This window comes from Yersinia similis (assembly GCF_001053095.1).
GTDB lineage: Bacteria > Pseudomonadota > Gammaproteobacteria > Enterobacterales > Enterobacteriaceae > Yersinia > Yersinia similis.
Genome location: NZ_CGBP01000002.1, coordinates 200,692 through 217,757 on the forward strand (window position 1 = coordinate 200,692; position 17,066 = coordinate 217,757).

Below are 17,066 nucleotides of genomic sequence, written 5' to 3' on the forward strand. Positions count from 1 at the left end.
TAAAAAGGATCTGTCGCGATAAGCGCGAGCTAGCGTTAAATGCCGATCTTACGGCCCAGCAGATTGGCACCTTTAGCCTGACCATCAGGGCCATAGAGCGATTGGCCGTGGCGGGTATTCAATACTGCCAATGCTTGATTATTATGTTCAATATGTTGTTGTAGCAGTAACCCATTGTGTAGGTTGCTGTAACGCAGGCGCTCAGTGAGTTGTAAAATACGCTGCCAACGTTCAGCTAAAGCTGCCACATGAGTATAAGGCGCTTGAATATTCACGGTGGTTTCGGTAGTCAACCGGGTCTGGTCCAAATAGGCCAGGGTCGCCAATATTGAACTTTTTTGTTCTGTTACCCCTTGCAATACCCAGCCTTGGATCCGCCCAGAGCATAGCAATTGTTGCTCTTGCGCTACGACATGAGTCAGCGATTCGAGCAGTTCCAACTGCTGGTCCAGATTGGTTTGTAAACTTTCCACCACCACGTATCCTTTTACGATTAACGACTCTTAAGTTCATCCGCCACATTTTTTAACAGGGCATCGGCTATTTTACCGGTATCCATAGTCAATTGACCGCTGCGGATAGCCTGTTTTAATGTTTCGACACGCTCCACATTGATGTCCTGGCTGCCCGGTTGCATCAGTTTTGCCTGTGCATCACTCAATTTAACCTCAGTACCACTGACCGGGGTTTTTGTCTGGGTAGCTGGCTGACGCGTTTGTTGCGCTACGTCATTGCTTTCCCGTGCTTGAACTTGTGTTACTGGCGATAGCGGTTGAGTGCGATCAATACTGCTCATGGTGTTACTCCCTTTATCGCGGGATTTTCGTTTATCAACCCGCAAAACATTTGTCTATCTGCAAATGAATGGCGGGATTATCACTTATTCATTAACCTGCAAATAACGGCTTATTTTAATTATCGGCAAAGGTTAAAAAAACTTTAATGACTATAACATAATCCGAATTGTGCCATCGTCAGCCACCGTTCCACTGACTATCTGCCCAGAGGGCATACGCACTCGGATAGTCTCCTGTGCTGCCCCATTGTTCATGGCCTTACCATTACTGTTAACATTAAAACCATCACCCTGTGCTAATACTTGCACGTCCTGACCCGTTTTAACCAGCCACAGACGGCGGAGCATATTTCGGGTCAACGGTTGCCCGGCATTGATTTGCCTCAGGCTTACTGCGCCTTGTGCAAAATGGGTATCAAGCAGGGCACCGGGCGGTAAAGTATCCAACCGGCCTTGTTTCATTTGAATATCTTGTGTGCTGATTTTTTCACCAGCCGCTAATCGACGAGCAGCAACCGCATAACGCCCGCTCACCTGAACCTGTGTTTGGATAAACCGCCGCTGGCCTTCACAGCGTACCGACAGACTGACACTCCCCCACGGACGGGCATTGGCCGGTAACGTTATCTCGGGCGCATCACATTGTGGCCACTGGCTCTGTGGGGTTTTTATCACCACCTTGACCAGACTCTCTTTATCCGGATATTGCTGCTGGAAGAATTGATCTACCTGTGTTGATAAGTTTGTTGCCAATGTTTGATTAGCTAATGTTTGAGTAGTCAATGTTTGAGTAGCCAATGTTTGAGTAGCCAATGTTTGATGAGCTAATACCCGATGGGGCAGTATGTGATGGAGCAATAACAGCCCAAGCGCCACGATAATGATGTTCTTTCTTTTCACAACCATCTTTTTTTCATCGCCATCACGGTCTTCCTTTGTTATCACGGCCTTCCTCAGCGTCACACTGTTCACTATTAGTTAAACCACTAGTTAAACCGCCCCCTATCACATTACACACTAGTGTACCTGTACCTTGGCGGAGTTAAGGGGACAAATAGCGACGCATTTTGCGCTTATTCTGGCGATAGGCTTCCCGGTACGACGTTTATGCTGTCGGCTCCAAATTTTAACCTTGCGGGGGGACTATGCTCGACAAACTGGACGGTGCTCTGCGTTTTCAACAAGAAGCGCTTAATTTGCGTGCACAACGGCAGGAGATCTTGTCGTCCAATATTGCAAATGCGGATACACCCGGCTTTCAGGCGCGTGATATTGATTTCTCCAGTCAACTGAAAAAAGTGATGGAGCAAGGACGAGCTAACGGGACAGGGGTGTCGCTCAGTTTAACCTCAGCCCGCCATATCCCGGCAACAACAGTTCAACCGCCCGATCTGGACTTGTTGTTCCGCATCCCAGATCAACCCGCGATGGATGGCAATACCGTTGATATGGACCGCGAACGTACTAACTTTGCCGATAATAGCCTGAAATATCAGACCGACCTGACCGTTCTTGGCGGTCAGATTAAAGGGATGATGTCAGTGTTACAACAAGGATAAGACGCATGTCTTTACTGAATATTTTTGATATTGCCGGTTCAGCATTATCAGCCCAGTCGCAACGGATGAACGTCAGTGCCAGTAATCTGGCCAACGCCGACAGTGTGACTGGCCCCGATGGGCAACCTTACCGCGCCAAGCAAGTCGTCTTTCAGGTGGTTGCACAGCCAGGACAGGAAACCGGTGGAGTGCGTGTTGCCCAGATAGTTGATGATCCGTCACCGGATCGTTTGGTGTATCAGCCGGGTAACCCTCTGGCGGATGCCAAAGGGTATGTGCGGATGCCCAACGTTGATGTGACGGGTGAAATGGTCAACACCATTTCTGCATCACGTAGCTACCAGGCAAACGTTGAAGTCCTGAATACCACCAAATCCTTGATGCTCAAAACGCTGACACTCGGTCAATAACAGGAGCCAGCATAATGGCCATTACCAATTCCCTGACGGAAAGTGATTACGGTATTACTGGCACGGCAGGGACCAATTCCACAACCGGCAGTAGTAGTCAAGATCTGCAAAATAGCTTCCTGACGTTATTAGTGGCGCAGTTGAAAAACCAAGATCCCACTAACCCAATGCAAAATAACGAGTTGACCACGCAATTAGCACAAATCAACACCGTGAGTGGCATTGAAAAGCTGAATACGACCCTTGGCTCTATTACAGGGCAAATTGATAGTAGCCAATCTCTGTACGCTACCAGCCTGATTGGTAGAGGGGTCATGGTCCCCGGTTCTAATATATTTGCAGGCAGTAAAGATGGAACGGTTAGCACCACGCCTTTTGGCCTCGAACTACAACGGCCTGCAGATAAAGTGACCGCCACCATTAGCGATAGCAATGGTCAAGTGGTACGGACCATTGAGATCGGTGGTTTAAACGCGGGGGTTCACTCCTTTACCTGGGATGGTTCACTGGATGCTGGCGGTAATGCGCCAGATGGCGCTTACACCGTGACAATTACCGCCAGTAATGGTGGGGAATCACTGGTCGCAACACCGTTGAATTACGCCATTGTCAATGGTGTAACCCGTGGTGCTGATGGCTCGAAGCTGGACTTGGGTCTGGCGGGAACCATCACGCTAGATCAAGTGCGCCAGATTTTATAAGTCTGTTGTTATGCCTTCATCGAACCGTTATGCCGTCATAGAGCAGTTACGCGGTGATAAAACAGCAGACAGTACGGTGATTCACATCGGTGAATGAACTGACTTTCATTATCAAAAACAGCGTTTGATATGTCATCAGCGCTTAAGGTCTGTAACAGACCCCAAATTTAACGGAGAAGAAAATGGGCTTTTCTCAAGCGGTTAGCGGTATGAACGCAGCATCCAGTAATTTGGATGTGATCGGTAACAATATCGCCAACTCGGCAACTTCAGGTTTTAAAGCGGGTTCAGTTTCTTTCGCTGATATGTTTGCGGGTTCTCAGACCGGCATGGGCGTAAAGGTTGCGGGTATTACTCAAGATTTTAACGACGGCACCCCAACCACCACCAACCGGCGTTTGGATCTGGCTATCAGCCAGAACGGTTTCTTCCGCATGCAAGATAGCAGCGGTGGTATCTACTTTGCCCGTAACGGCCAGTTTAAGCTTGATGAGAATCGTAATATCGTCAACATGCAAGGCCTGAATCTGACCGGCTACCCGGCAACCGGCACACCGCCAACGGTACAGCAGGGGGCCAACCCGGTACCTTTGTCTATTCCGCAGGATATGATCTCTGCCAGAGCTACCACCTCCGGCAACATGGTGGTGAACCTGACCTCGACGCACGATATTATTCCTACTACCCCTGACTTTGATCCAGATAAGCCAGATACCTATAGCTTTGTTAATAACATGACGACCTTTGATAGCTTGGGTAACCGCCATGAGATCAATGTGTATTATGTTAAGCGGACTGAGAGTTCAGTGGATGGTAACTCTTGGGATGTATACACCCGTGATAGTAGTGCCAACCCAGCGCAACTTGCTGAAAAACGTGGAACCATGCAGTTTGATACTAATGGTGCGTTGACTGGGACAACTTATCCGCTGATCACGCCACCTGCGACTACGCCTGTCGATACTCCAACAACGGTACCTTTTACCTTTAACATACCTATGGGTGTGGTTAATGGTGCGACAGCAGAACCCTTCGCGCTGAGTGTTGCGGGCAGTAAGCAGCAAAACACGGGTACAGACAGCATTGTTGCGCAGAACCAGACCGGCTACGCCGCAGGTGAGTTTACTGGCTTCCAGATCAACAGCGATGGTTCCGTCATTGGGACTTATTCTAACCAGCAAACCCAATTGCTTGGCCAAATCGTCATGGCTAACTTCTCTAATCCAGAAGGGCTGTCCTCCGAAGGCGATAACGTGTGGAAAGAGACGCAATCTTCCGGTAACCCGATGCTCGGCACTGCCGGTAGCGGTGGCTTTGGCACGTTGACCAGTGGTGCGCTGGAATCCTCTAACGTGGATTTGAGTAAAGAATTGGTCAACATGATTGTGGCACAGCGTAACTATCAGTCCAACGCCCAGACCATCAAAACCCAAGATCAGATCTTACAAACTCTGGTTAGCCTGCGTTAATCGTACTGACGGGAAGAGCTCATGGATCACGCAATATATACCGCAATGGGGGCTGCCCGGCAGTCTCTGGAGTTGCAGGCCGTTACCGCCAACAATTTGGCGAACGCCTCTACACCGGGCTTTCGTGCGCAATTGGCTGCGATGCGCGCGGTACCCATTGATGGACCAAGTCTGGCTACCCGCACGATGGTCACCACATCGACTCCCGGTGTGGATATCAGCCAGGGGACGATGAATTTCAGTGGTCGTCCGCTGGATGTTGCTTTGCAGCAAGATGGTTATTTGGCGGTACAACTGCCAGATGGCAGCGAAGCCTACACCCGCAACGGTAATATTCAGATTTCCGCGAACGGGCAGATGACGGTGCAAGGTTACCCATTGATGGGGGATAACGGCCCGATCGAAGTCCCCCCCCAAGCGGCAGTCACTATTGCTGCGGATGGCACTATCTCGGCACTGAATGCCGGTGATTCACCAAACACCATTGCGCAACTGGGTCAGATCAAACGGGTTCAGGCGACGGCGGGTGAAATGATGCACGGCGATGATGGATTGTTCCATCTGACCCCCGCCACTCAACAGGCTCGGGGCGCGCAATTGCCCAATGATCCGCTCGTCAAAATTATGCCGGGGGTACTGGAAGGCAGTAACGTGAAAGCCGTTGAAGCCATGACGGACATGATTGCCAACGCCCGCAGTTTTGAAATGCAGATGAAAGTCATCCAGAGCGTGGATGAAAATGAACAACGCGCTAATCAGCTGTTAGCAATGGGCTAAGCGCGTGAGCGCAGAGGAATAAACTGATGATCCGATCATTATGGATTGCCAAGACCGGCTTGGATGCACAGCAGACCAATATGGATGTGATCGCCAACAACCTGGCGAACGTTAGCACCAATGGCTTTAAACGTCAGCGGGCGGTCTTTGAAGATTTGCTGTACCAAACCATGCGTCAACCGGGAGCACAATCCTCCGAACAGACCACCTTACCGTCTGGCTTACAGATTGGTACCGGGGTACGCCCGGTGGCGACTGAGCGTCTGCACAGTCAAGGGAATTTATCGCAAACCAATAACAGCAAAGATATTGCTATTAAAGGTGAGGGATTCTTCCAGGTACAAATGCCTGATGGCACCAACGCCTATACTCGTGATGGTTCTTTCCAGGTTGACCAGAATGGTCAATTAGTCACTGCGGGTGGTTTTCAGGTGCAACCGGCGATCACTATTCCTGCCAATGCCCTGAGCATGACGGTGGGCCGTGACGGGATCGTCAGTGTCACCTTGCAAGGTCAAACCGCGACTCAGCAAGTGGGGCAACTGACCTTGACCACCTTCATCAATAACAGTGGCTTGGAAAGTGTGGGTGAAAATCTGTATCAGGAAACCGCCAGTTCCGGTGCGCCTAACGAAACCACACCTGGGCTGAATGGCGGTGGGTTGTTGTATCAGGGCTATGTTGAAACCTCTAACGTCAATGTGGCGGAAGAGTTGGTCAATATGATCCAAACGCAGCGCGCGTATGAAATTAACAGTAAAGCAGTTTCAACGTCTGACCAGATGTTGCAAAAACTGGCTCAACTGTAAACCTGCTTTCGGGGGGCGTCGTGCCCCCTGATCGCCGCAGCATAATATGTATCTGGGCAAGTTTGCCAGCCTCTAACCGGTTACAGGATCGATAATCAGAGATGGATAGAGCGCCGTTCAGAACGTCAGGTGGAGTGAAAGGGATGTATTTGAGAAGAGTAAGTGCGCCGTTGATGACGATGTTGCTACTCAATGGTTGCGCGTATATTCCGCATAAACCACTGGTGGATGGCACCACGTCTGCGCAGCCCGCACCGGCCAGTGCACCGTTGCCGAATGGCTCTATTTTTCAGACCGTACAGCCGATGAATTATGGCTATCAACCCCTATTTGAAGACCGCCGCCCACGTAACATCGGTGACACGCTGACCATTACCTTGCAGGAAAATGTCAGTGCCAGCAAAAGTTCGTCAGCCAATGCTAGCCGTAATGGTGCCAGTTCATTTGGTGTTGCGACCGCCCCTCGCTATTTGGACGGGTTATTGGGTAATGGGCGCGCCGATATGGAGATCGCTGGCGACAGTACTTTTGGCGGCAAGGGGGGCGCGAATGCCAATAACACCTTCAGCGGCACGATCACCGTGACAGTCTATCAGGTACTGGCTAACGGCAACTTGCATGTGGTGGGTGAAAAACAGATTGCTATCAATCAGGGGACCGAATTTATTCGTTTCTCTGGGGTAGTCAACCCACGCACCATCAGCGGCAGCAATAGCGTGACCTCAACACAGGTTGCCGATGCGCGCATCGAGTATGTGGGGAATGGGTATATCAATGAAGCGCAAACCATGGGCTGGTTACAGCGGTTCTTCCTTAATGTTTCGCCGTACTAAGAAGAGGCGTCAAAATGCGTAAACAGTCACTTGTCACTCTACTTATGGTCTTGCTCTCGCTGGTTTGGCTACCAGCATCGGCGGAGCGTATCCGCGATTTGGTGACCGTTCAAGGGGTGCGTGATAACGCGCTGATTGGTTATGGGCTTGTGGTTGGGCTAGATGGCTCCGGTGACCAAACCATGCAAACACCGTTTACCACGCAAAGCCTGAGCAATATGTTGTCGCAGTTGGGAATAACCGTCCCCCCTGGCACCAATATGCAACTTAAAAACGTGGCGGCAGTGATGGTCACTGCCAAATTACCGGCCTTCTCCCGCGCAGGGCAAACCATTGATGTCGTGGTTTCCTCAATGGGTAATGCTAAAAGTATTCGTGGTGGTACGTTGTTAATGACCCCCCTGAAAGGGGTGGATAATCAGGTTTACGCCTTGGCGCAGGGCAACGTACTGGTTGGGGGCGCCGGTGCCGCCGCCGGTGGCAGCAGTGTTCAGGTGAACCAATTGGCGGGTGGCCGTATTAGTAACGGCGCGACGATCGAACGTGAATTACCTACCACCTTTGGCACTGATGGCATCATTAACCTGCAATTGAATAGCGAAGATTTCACGTTGGCACAGCAAGTCAGTGATGCCATTAACCGCCAGCGTGGTTTCGGTTCAGCGACAGCCATTGATGCGCGCACCATTCAGGTGCTGGTCCCACGTGGCGGTAGTTCACAGGTCCGTTTTCTGGCTGATATCCAGAACATCCCGATCAATGTGGATCCGGGCGACGCCAAAGTGATTATCAACTCCCGTACCGGCTCTGTGGTGATGAACCGCAATGTGGTGTTGGATTCCTGTGCGGTGGCGCAAGGGAACCTATCAGTGGTCGTGGATAAACAGAATATTGTCAGCCAGCCGGATACGCCGTTTGGTGGTGGTCAGACCGTGGTGACGCCAAATACCCAGATTTCTGTTCAGCAACAAGGTGGGGTATTGCAGCGGGTCAATGCCAGCCCAAATCTGAATAATGTGGTTCGTGCGCTGAATTCGTTGGGGGCGACACCAATAGATTTGATGTCCATCTTGCAAGCCATGGAGAGTGCGGGTTGCTTGCGGGCTAAATTGGAAATTATCTAATGAGTGATTTAATGGCGATGTCCGGGGCGGCGTATGACGCTCAGTCATTGGATGCCTTGAAACGGGATGCGGCACGGGATCCCGAGGGTAATCTGAAGCAGGTTGCTCAGCAGGTGGAAGGGATGTTTGTGCAGATGATGCTGAAAAGTATGCGAGCGGCCTTACCACAAGACGGCGTGATGAACAGCGAGCAGACCAAGCTTTATACCTCGATGTACGATCAGCAAATTGCGCAGCAAATGTCGGCCAAAGGATTAGGGCTGGCGGACATGATGGTTGAACAACTTTCCGGGACCACCTCGGCAAGTGAAACCGCGGGTACGGTGCCGATGATGTTGGATAACGAGGTGTTGCAACGTATGCCAGCACAGGCGTTGGCGCAAGTGATGCGCCGGGCCATCCCCACGCCACCGTCCAGTAGCATGGCGGCAATATCCCCAGGTAATGGCAGCTTTGTGGCTCGGATGTCAATTCCGGTACAAATCGCCAGCCAACAAAGCGGCATTCCACATCAACTGATCATGGCGCAGGCTGCGCTGGAATCCGGTTGGGGCCAACGTGAGATCCCAACTGCGGATGGCAAAAGTAGCTATAACGTTTTTGGCATTAAGGCGGGCAGTAGCTGGAATGGGCCGGTCAGTGAAATTACCACCACTGAATATGAGCAAGGTGTGGCGAAGAAAACCAAAGCTCGTTTCCGGGTGTATGGCTCTTATGTCGAGGCGGTCACTGATTATGTCAAATTACTGACCCAGAACCCGCGCTACGCCCATGTTGCAGCAGCGCAAAGCCCAGAGCAGGGGGCACATGCACTACAACAGGCCGGCTATGCCACCGATCCACAATATGCACAAAAATTAGTCAGCGTGATTCAGCAAATGAGAAATGCCGGGGAGCAGGCGGTGAAGGCGTATGGGGGGCGTGATCTGACCACGCTATTCTAAACCTAACGCAATAGGCTATTTTACTTGCCATTTTGGGCTTGAGCAGTGCTCGGCATCTTTACTCTCTGCCTATTCTCTCCGTCGTGGGCACTTTGTTATTAACCTCAGCTATTGGATAGGTTGGATTTTTACTCAAGTTTTCCAATATCGGGCCGATACTGATTACAGGCTGTGTGGGGGCTTCGGTCACCTTAGGCAGTATCCCAATATTAATAATGCAGGCGCTGCGATGCTCGTCGTCTGCGGTAAAAGGATTGCTTCATGTCCAATAGTTTAATGAATACTGCGATGAGTGGTTTGAACGCAGCACAATACGCCTTGAGCACTGTCAGTAACAATATCACCAACTTTCAGGTAGCCGGTTATAACCGCCAGAACACGGTCTTTGCGCAAAATGGTGGCTCGATTACGTCCGCTGGTTTTATCGGTAATGGCGTGACGGTCACCGGAGTTAATCGCGAATATAACGCTTTTATTACCAACCAACTGCGTGCGTCTCAAACACAGAGCAGTGGCCTGACCACCTATTACCAGCAAATTTCTCAAATCGATAACCTGCTATCGAACAGCTCTAACAACCTCTCGACTACCATGCAGGATTTCTTCAGCAACCTGCAAAATCTGGTCAGTAATGCCGGCGATGATGCGGCACGCAAAACCGTATTAGGCAAAGCCGAAGGTTTGGTTAATCAGTTCCAGAATGCGGATAAATATCTGCGTGATATGGATAACGGGGTCAACCAGAAAATAACCGAGAGTGCGGCGCAAATTAATAACTATGCCGAGCAAATCGCTAAGTTAAACGACCAGATTACTCGTTTACGGGGCAGCAGTGGCAGCGAACCGAATGCCTTGCTCGACCAACGGGACCAATTGGTGACAGAGTTAAATCAAATTGTTGGCGTCACCGTGACCCAACAAGATGGTGATGCTTACAACGTATCATTTGCCGGTGGACTGTCGCTGGTACAAGGGCCAAACGCCCACAAGGTGGAAGCCATTCCCTCTGGCGCCGATGCAACACGATTAACGCTGGGTTACACCCGGGGCAACGGCGATAGCACTGAGATTGATGAAAGCCGCATCACGACTGGCTCTCTCGGCGGCACTTTAAAATTCCGCAGTGAAGCGTTGGACAGCGCCCGTAATCAACTAGGCCAATTGGCGTTGGTTATGGCCGATAGTTTCAATATTCAGCACAGCGCCGGATTTGATACTCATGGCGATAAGGGCGAGGATTTCTTCAGCTTTGCAGAACCGTCTGTAATGAAAAATGCTAAAAATCAGGGTAGTGCCAGTATTAGCGTGGCTTATACCGATACATCTAAAGTGAAAGCCAGCGATTACACCGTAGAATTTGATGGTAATGATTGGCAGGTTACTCGACTGTCCGATAATACCAAAGTGTCAACGACGCCAGGTGTGAATGCTGCCGGTGAGCCTACGTTGGAATTCGATGGTGTCGCTATCAAGATAGAAAACGGCACTCCGGGTCCACAGGCGAAAGATAAATTTACCGTCAAGACAGTAACGAACGTTGCCGCCAACTTACAGGTTGCCATTACTGATTCCAGTAAGATTGCCGCGGCGGGCACTGCTGATGGTGGTGCGAGCGATAACACCAACGCGCAGGCACTATTGGACTTACAGGGCAAAAAACTGGTGGATGGTAAGGCTACACTGTCTGGTGCTTATGCAGGCTTAGTGAGTAACGTCGGCAACCAAACCAATACCGCAAAAACCAACAGCACGGCGCAGGCGAATATCGTCAAGCAGTTAACTGCAGAGCAGCAGTCAATTTCTGGGGTGAATTTAGACGAAGAGTACGGAGATTTGCAGCGTTTCCAGCAATATTATCTGGCGAATGCACAGGTCATCCAGACCGCTTCGACGTTGTTTAATGCGCTACTGAGTTTGCGTGGTTAACTTATTTTTTTATAGGCGATTATCTACATAACTTATTGTCCGCGGTAGCTGTTTAGCGCCGTGACTTATTTTATATCAAGTTTAGCCAGTGTGGCTGTTGTTATTAATAATGATGATTATTGATGATGACCATGCTCATCAATACGCACTGGCTGAACGGTTGCTAAAAGGAACTCACATCGTGCGCCTAAGTACCAGCATGTTGTATCAGCAAAATATGCAGGGCATCACCAATGCCCAATCCCTTTGGATGCAGACCGGCCAACAGCTTTCTACCGGTAAACGCGTCATTAATCCATCCGATGACCCGATGGCAGCATCGCAAGCGGTGATGGTGTCACAAGCTGAATCTGAAAATAACCAATATGCATTAGCGCGCAGTTTTGCCCGTCAAGGGTCATCACTGGAAACGACGGTATTGGTGCAAACGACCAGTACCATTCAGTCAATTCAAACTTTAGTCATCAGTGCTAAGAACGATACGTTAAGTGATGATGACCGCGCCTCCTATGCGACGCAGTTACAGGGTTTGAAAGACCAACTGCTGAATCAGGCCAATACTACGGATGGCAACGGTCGTTACATTTTTGCTGGCTTCAAAAGTGACAAGCCTCCCTTTACGGTTAGCGACACCGGTGAGGTGACCTACGTAGGCGGTGATGTCGCCATTGAGCAGAAAGTGGATGCCAACCGTTCGATTACTGTCGGTCATACCGGTTCCAGTGTTTTCATGGCATTGACCAGCAATGCGAAACCGGAACCTGATGATGCTAATGGTGATCCGGTTGCATCGGAAGATAATATCTTTGACACTATTGATACGGTGCTGAATTCACTAAAAACCCCACTGCAAGGGGCCTCTGAAGAGGTGAAAGCGCAGGCACAAGCTGATCTGGATAAAGGGATCCGCGGGTTGTCTAATTCATTGAATAATGTGTTATCAGTTCAGGCAGAAATTGGGGTTCAACTGCAAGAGCTGGATAATTTAGACAGCTTGGGTGGTGACCGCACCTTGATTAATAAACAGCGATTAAGTGATTTGCAAGATGTTGATTGGACCTCGGCTATCTCTTCTTATGTCATGCAACAAGCGGCGCTACAGGCTTCGTATACCACTTTCACCAATATGCAGGGTTTGTCTCTGTTCCAACTGAATAAATAATCTGTTTTAACCCCGTAGAACAGCCTACGGGGTTTTACTTTGCGTTAACCCATTCTTCATTAAACGCACTTGCCATTAACTCATTAACGCACTTGCTGTGACTTCATCAGTGACTAACACGGTGGCATGTTGGCCTTTGAGGGTCGCCCGGATAGCATCGACTTTATTTACGCCGCCAGCCACGCAGATCCGCACTGGGATCTGATCAATCTGATCAATCGTCAATCCAATCATTCTGTCATCAAGATGGTCATAAATGGGTGCGCCGGTGGCATCAATATAACGCCCGGCAATAATTGCCACCGCCCCTTGTTGCCGGTAAGGTGCTACCGCAGCGTGTGTCACGGTATTGGAACTGAAAATCGTGCTATCTGCTTCGGTATTACCCACGCCGAAAACAATCTTGGTACAGGTGTTGAGTAACGCCAACTGCGGCATTAATGCAGGTTCATTACACAGCATCTCTTTGATTTCTGGGCGTGAAAGTAGAAAGGGCGCATGTAAATTAATACACCGGGCGCTGTAGCGGTCAGCAATATTTGAGGTGCAAAGTTCAGGGGAGAACTCATAGGTCGAATGCATACTCCCGGTTATCTGAATGACCGTTAAATCAGCCACTGGATGCCGGGTGATTGCGTGAGAGAGCGCCAATACCGTTTGCCCCCACGAAACCCCTAAAACGTCATTTGGCGCGATAAGTGAAGACAGTAATTGCGCGCCAGCTTCACCGACACGTAATGCGGTAGGGCGCAGCCCTTGATCATCGGGGATAACAATACAACGCTCTAACCCGAATTCTCTCATAATGGTTTGTGCTAAACGCATCGACGCCAAATGCTCATCGGAAATTTTGATTTCCACTATTCCGCGTAAACGCGCTTCATTCAAATAGTTGATCACTGTCGCGCGAGAAACCCCCAATATCTCCGCAATATCACTTTGCTTTAGTTGATCTTCGTAGTAGAGCCAGGCGGCAGAAATCATTGGGTTGAGGTGTAATGCCGTACCCTTAGAGGATTCAGCCACCCGGTTTTTCATATTATTGGCGTAGGTTTTTTCCAAAACGATGTCCTGAATAAGGTCAGTAACGACAGAGAGAGAGCGGCGATATTTTTTAAAATTGTGTCTATCAGATCAAATTTTTAACATAAAAGAAATAACTCCGTAGCATCTATTCCCTCTCCCTCTTGACGGATGTTACATTTGCAAGGCATACAAATCATATGTAATGACATAAGTAATTAGCATAGAACATATGTTACTACTTACGAGGTTAATATGAAAAGTCTTTGGTGTGATACCGATGCGGCTGAGTGTGTTAACAGGCTAAGTTTACTGGGGCTACCACCAGAGTTGGGGCTTCGTACTTACTCTGCACGATTGTTGGGTGCGAACCCCAAACTTGTCTTACACGGAGGGGGAAATACCTCGGTTAAGCTCTATATGAATGATCTTTTCGGTAACCCCGTACAAGTGATGTGTATTAAAGGTAGCGGCCAAGACTTAGCCACAATCACCGCGTCAGGTCACCCGGCGGTCAGATTGGCACCGCTGCAACAACTGAAGGTATTGGATCATCTGTCTGATGAAGACATGGTCAATATCTTACGCACGAATCTTCTCGACTGCCATGCGCCGACTCCCTCGGTTGAAGCACTTTTACATGCTTTTGTTGACCGGCCTTTTATTGATCATACCCATGCGGTTGCTGCCATGGTCATTGCTGATCAACCTGATGGTGACCGTTTGTGCCGTCACATCTATGGTGAGCGTGTGCTGTGGATCCCCTATGTCATGTCTGGATTTGCGCTTTCACTCGCAGTCGAACGTGCCTTCCGGGCGTACCCAGATGCGGAGGGTATGCTCTTGGGTAAGCATGGCCTGTGTACGTTTGGTGAGAGTGCCAAAGCATCTTATGAGCGAATGATTACTTTTGTCACTCTGGCTGAAAATTTTATTGAAAGTCGCCGGGCCATATATTCCTCGCCAGTGATAATGGCCCCCGCAAAGCCCAAAAATTTGGCTGGTATGGCACATATTGCGCCGTATCTACGCGCCGCCTTCGGCCATGCGGTTTCGCTAAGTGAAAACAGCCATTGGATATTCGATTTGCGTACTGACCCAAAGAGTCTCGCGTTTTCATCTGGCTTAGGAACCTCAGACATTGCCCAGCGTGGCGTGGCGACCCCAGATCATGTTATCCGCATGAAAGGCCGCCCGGTGGTTTTAGATGCGCCTGACCTGAATAATTTGGGCAACTGGGCCGCACAGACACAGACAAAAATCGCGGCGTTTGTTGAGCGCTATCAGCACTATTTTCATCGTAATAATGCCCGGTTTGAGAGGGAAAAAATAGCGCTGGATGCCCTGCCAAGAGCCATTGTCATTCCGTATCTCGGGGTGGTGGGAGCGGGCAGAACCGCAGAGGACGCGGCAATCAACGCCGATATCATCGAGTCATGGCTGGAAGTCGTGACGGATGCCACTGTCTGTGGTGATTATGAGCCGATTGGCGAAGCGGACGAATTCGACATGGAATACTGGTCTTTGGAGCAAGCTAAGCTCAATAACGTGTCGGCAAAACCATTACAAGGGCAGATCGTGGTGATCACGGGAGCGGGGGGCGGTATTGGCGCGGCTATTGCCAAGGAGTTTTCGTTATTAGGGGCAGAACTCGCGGTACTCGATATTGACAGAGCATCAGCCAAAAACGTTGCCGCGCAATTAGGGCCACATGCACTGGCTTTACAGTGCGATGTCACCGAGACCGCTTCTGTTCAGGCGGCTTTTGAGACGATAGCGACCAGATTTGGCGGCGTTGATATCGTGGTATCCAATGCGGGCGTTGCGTTATCCGGGGCGATAGCTGAATTGCCGGAAGCCACACTGCGTACCAGCTTTGAAGTGAACTTTTTTGCCCATCAACGGGTGGCCCAACAGGCGGTCAGTATCATGAAAAAACAGGGTATCGGTGGGGTGCTGCTGTTTAACATTTCTAAACAAGCGATCAACCCCGGTATTAATTTTGGCGCTTATGGCACCTCAAAGGCCGCCCTGTTAAGTCTGGTGCGGCAATATGCGTTGGAACATGGTCAGGATGGCATTCGAGTTAATGCGGTTAATGCAGATCGCATTCGGTCTGGTTTACTTGATTCTGAAATGATTAGCCTACGTGCCAGGGCGCGCGGTCTTAGTGAAGAGAAGTACATGGCGGGTAATTTACTCGGTCAAGAGGTCACCGCCCAAGATGTCGCCAAGGCTTTTGTTGTCTCGGCCATGCTCGATAAATCAACCGGTAACGTCATCACCGTGGATGGTGGCAATGTGGCAGCGATGTTGCGATAAATCATGGTTTTCCTCCGTTCAGGTTTTACCAATATAAATCCTGAGAGGAGCACTGATCAGGAGCCTCAAACAGTTACCGTAATTCAAACAGTTACCGTAATTCAAACAATATGGGGGTTCAAACTGTTATGAAAGTTCAAACACGAATGGGCTGCAAACAATTAACTCGCCGTATGTTGAACGATAAGCAACTTAATTTCTTGGTAATGGTCAATATATTGGTTATTACGGTAGCCGCTATCATTACCCAAGGGGCCTTTGTCGATCTCTATAATCTACAAACCATGGCGGGTCAGGTCCCTGAATTGGGCTTGCTGGCGATGGGGGTCATGCTGGCCATGATCGTGGGTAATGGGGGGATTGATCTCTCGGGCATTGCTCTCGCTAATCTGGCGGCAGTCGTCGCCGGTACGCTCACTCCGGGGTGGGTCAATGCTGTTGATAGCCCTTTGCTGTTTACCGTGGTTTTTGTCTTATGCGCCTTGTTGGTCGGTCTGACAGGGGGGCTAATCAATGGAGTGCTCATTGCTTACGCTAAACTCACGCCGATCCTCTGCACCTTAGGCACTCAGCTTATTTTCACCGGGTTTGCTGTCGTGATTTCTCATGGCAGTGGCGTTAAGATTGGTTTTATTGAACCGCTGTCCTTTATTGGTGATGGCCTTATTGCCAATATTCCGTTCTGCTTTGCGCTGTTTATTCTCCTCGCCACGTTGTTAGGTCTTTGGTTGCGTTTTAGTGCTACCGGTATACGGCTATATCTCTTGGGAACCAATCTTAAAGCTGCACAGTATATTGGCATTGCGCAACAACGGTTGCTGGTCGTCATCTATACCTTATCAGGCACTTTAGCCGCTATCGCCGGCATTATAATTGCGGCCCGTTCAACCAGCGCTACCGCCGATTACGGTAGCTCTTATGTGCTAATTGCTATTTTGATCGCCGTGATGGCAGGGGTCCGCCCAGAAGGAGGATATGGGCGAATGGGCTGCCTATTGTTATCGGCTACCGCCCTACAGTTTCTTTCCAGTACCTTTAATTTTTTGGACGTCTCCAGCTTTTTCCGTGACTGCGCTTGGGGCGCGTTGTTGCTGTTCTTCATTATTTTTTCCCGCATTAATCCCTCGGATTTTGTTAAATCGTTATGGCGAAAAAACACCCCATCAGTGCAATCCCCCGTGCGCTGATGAGCTGTGTCTCTGGGGGAAATA

The 17,066-nt window shown here is 49.8% G+C and carries 17 protein-coding genes; 13 read left to right on the forward strand and 4 right to left on the reverse strand.

Features of this window, described 5'->3' with window-relative positions:
* Positions 1-35 precede the first annotated feature (35 nt).
* The 3 genes from AC971_RS02495 to flgA form a co-directional block, all read right to left on the reverse strand.
* Positions 36-476 (reverse strand): flagella synthesis protein FlgN, encoded by a 441-nt coding sequence (locus AC971_RS02495; protein WP_025383553.1) that lies wholly within the window; start codon positions 474-476, stop codon positions 36-38.
* Positions 477-493: 17 nt separating this feature from the next.
* On the reverse strand, positions 494-796 hold the full coding sequence (gene flgM, locus AC971_RS02500; RefSeq protein ID WP_025383554.1) for a flagellar biosynthesis anti-sigma factor FlgM: 303 nt from the start codon (positions 794-796) through the stop codon (positions 494-496).
* Positions 797-946: 150 nt separating this feature from the next.
* Positions 947-1,702, reverse strand: a complete 756-nt coding sequence (gene flgA, locus AC971_RS02505; protein WP_038402648.1) for a flagellar basal body P-ring formation chaperone FlgA — start codon at positions 1,700-1,702, stop codon at positions 947-949.
* Between the two features lie 239 nt (positions 1,703-1,941).
* On the opposite strand from flgA, the gene flgB reads away from it, so the two are divergent.
* From flgB to flgL, 11 genes are all read left to right on the forward strand, one after another.
* Positions 1,942-2,355, forward strand: a complete 414-nt coding sequence (gene flgB / locus AC971_RS02510) for a flagellar basal body rod protein FlgB (protein ID WP_025383556.1) — start codon at positions 1,942-1,944, stop codon at positions 2,353-2,355.
* Between the two features lie 5 nt (positions 2,356-2,360).
* Positions 2,361-2,765 carry a flagellar basal body rod protein FlgC gene (gene flgC, locus AC971_RS02515; protein WP_025383557.1) on the forward strand — a complete coding sequence of 135 codons (405 nt, stop codon included), beginning with the start codon at positions 2,361-2,363 and terminating at the stop codon, positions 2,763-2,765.
* Between the two features lie 14 nt (positions 2,766-2,779).
* Positions 2,780-3,466: a flagellar hook assembly protein FlgD gene (flgD, locus tag AC971_RS02520; RefSeq protein WP_025383558.1), complete on the forward strand. Its 687-nt coding sequence runs from the start codon at positions 2,780-2,782 to the stop codon at positions 3,464-3,466.
* A 182-nt stretch (positions 3,467-3,648) separates the two neighbouring features.
* A complete protein-coding gene (gene flgE / locus AC971_RS02525) occupies positions 3,649-4,935 on the forward strand; it encodes a flagellar hook protein FlgE (protein ID WP_025383559.1) in 1,287 nt (428 codons plus the stop codon).
* A gap of 21 nt (positions 4,936-4,956) precedes the next feature.
* On the forward strand, positions 4,957-5,712 hold the full coding sequence (locus AC971_RS02530) for a flagellar basal body rod protein FlgF (protein ID WP_025383560.1): 756 nt from the start codon (positions 4,957-4,959) through the stop codon (positions 5,710-5,712).
* 26 nt (positions 5,713-5,738) lie between these two features.
* Positions 5,739-6,521, forward strand: a complete 783-nt coding sequence (gene flgG, locus AC971_RS02535) for a flagellar basal-body rod protein FlgG (protein ID WP_024063376.1) — start codon at positions 5,739-5,741, stop codon at positions 6,519-6,521.
* 143 nt (positions 6,522-6,664) lie between these two features.
* Positions 6,665-7,354: a flagellar basal body L-ring protein FlgH gene (flgH, locus tag AC971_RS02540; protein WP_025383561.1), complete on the forward strand. Its 690-nt coding sequence runs from the start codon at positions 6,665-6,667 to the stop codon at positions 7,352-7,354.
* Positions 7,355-7,368: 14 nt separating this feature from the next.
* Positions 7,369-8,478, forward strand: a complete 1,110-nt coding sequence (locus AC971_RS02545) for a flagellar basal body P-ring protein FlgI (protein WP_002211117.1) — start codon at positions 7,369-7,371, stop codon at positions 8,476-8,478.
* On the forward strand, positions 8,478-9,422 hold the full coding sequence (flgJ, locus tag AC971_RS02550) for a flagellar assembly peptidoglycan hydrolase FlgJ (protein WP_025383562.1): 945 nt from the start codon (positions 8,478-8,480) through the stop codon (positions 9,420-9,422). The genes AC971_RS02545 and flgJ overlap by 1 nt, the downstream gene beginning before the upstream one ends.
* 261 nt (positions 9,423-9,683) lie before the next feature.
* Entirely contained in the window at positions 9,684-11,348 is a 1,665-nt protein-coding gene (gene flgK, locus AC971_RS02555) for a flagellar hook-associated protein FlgK (protein ID WP_025383563.1), read from the forward strand.
* Positions 11,349-11,529: 181 nt separating this feature from the next.
* Positions 11,530-12,510: a flagellar hook-associated protein FlgL gene (flgL, locus tag AC971_RS02560; protein ID WP_025383564.1), complete on the forward strand. Its 981-nt coding sequence runs from the start codon at positions 11,530-11,532 to the stop codon at positions 12,508-12,510.
* 75 nt (positions 12,511-12,585) lie between these two features.
* Here the strand turns inward: flgL and AC971_RS02565 are convergent, their stop codons facing one another.
* Entirely contained in the window at positions 12,586-13,572 is a 987-nt protein-coding gene (locus AC971_RS02565) for a sugar-binding transcriptional regulator (protein ID WP_025383565.1), read from the reverse strand.
* Between the two features lie 216 nt (positions 13,573-13,788).
* Between AC971_RS02565 and AC971_RS02570 the strand changes: the two genes are divergently transcribed.
* Together AC971_RS02570 and AC971_RS02575 are read left to right on the forward strand one after the other, a co-directional pair.
* Positions 13,789-15,855 (forward strand): bifunctional aldolase/short-chain dehydrogenase, encoded by a 2,067-nt coding sequence (locus AC971_RS02570; protein ID WP_025383566.1) that lies wholly within the window; start codon positions 13,789-13,791, stop codon positions 15,853-15,855.
* A gap of 128 nt (positions 15,856-15,983) precedes the next feature.
* Positions 15,984-17,042, forward strand: coding sequence for an ABC transporter permease (locus AC971_RS02575; protein ID WP_025383567.1), 1,059 nt, complete (start codon positions 15,984-15,986; stop codon positions 17,040-17,042).
* The last annotated feature ends 24 nt before the right edge of the window (positions 17,043-17,066 follow it).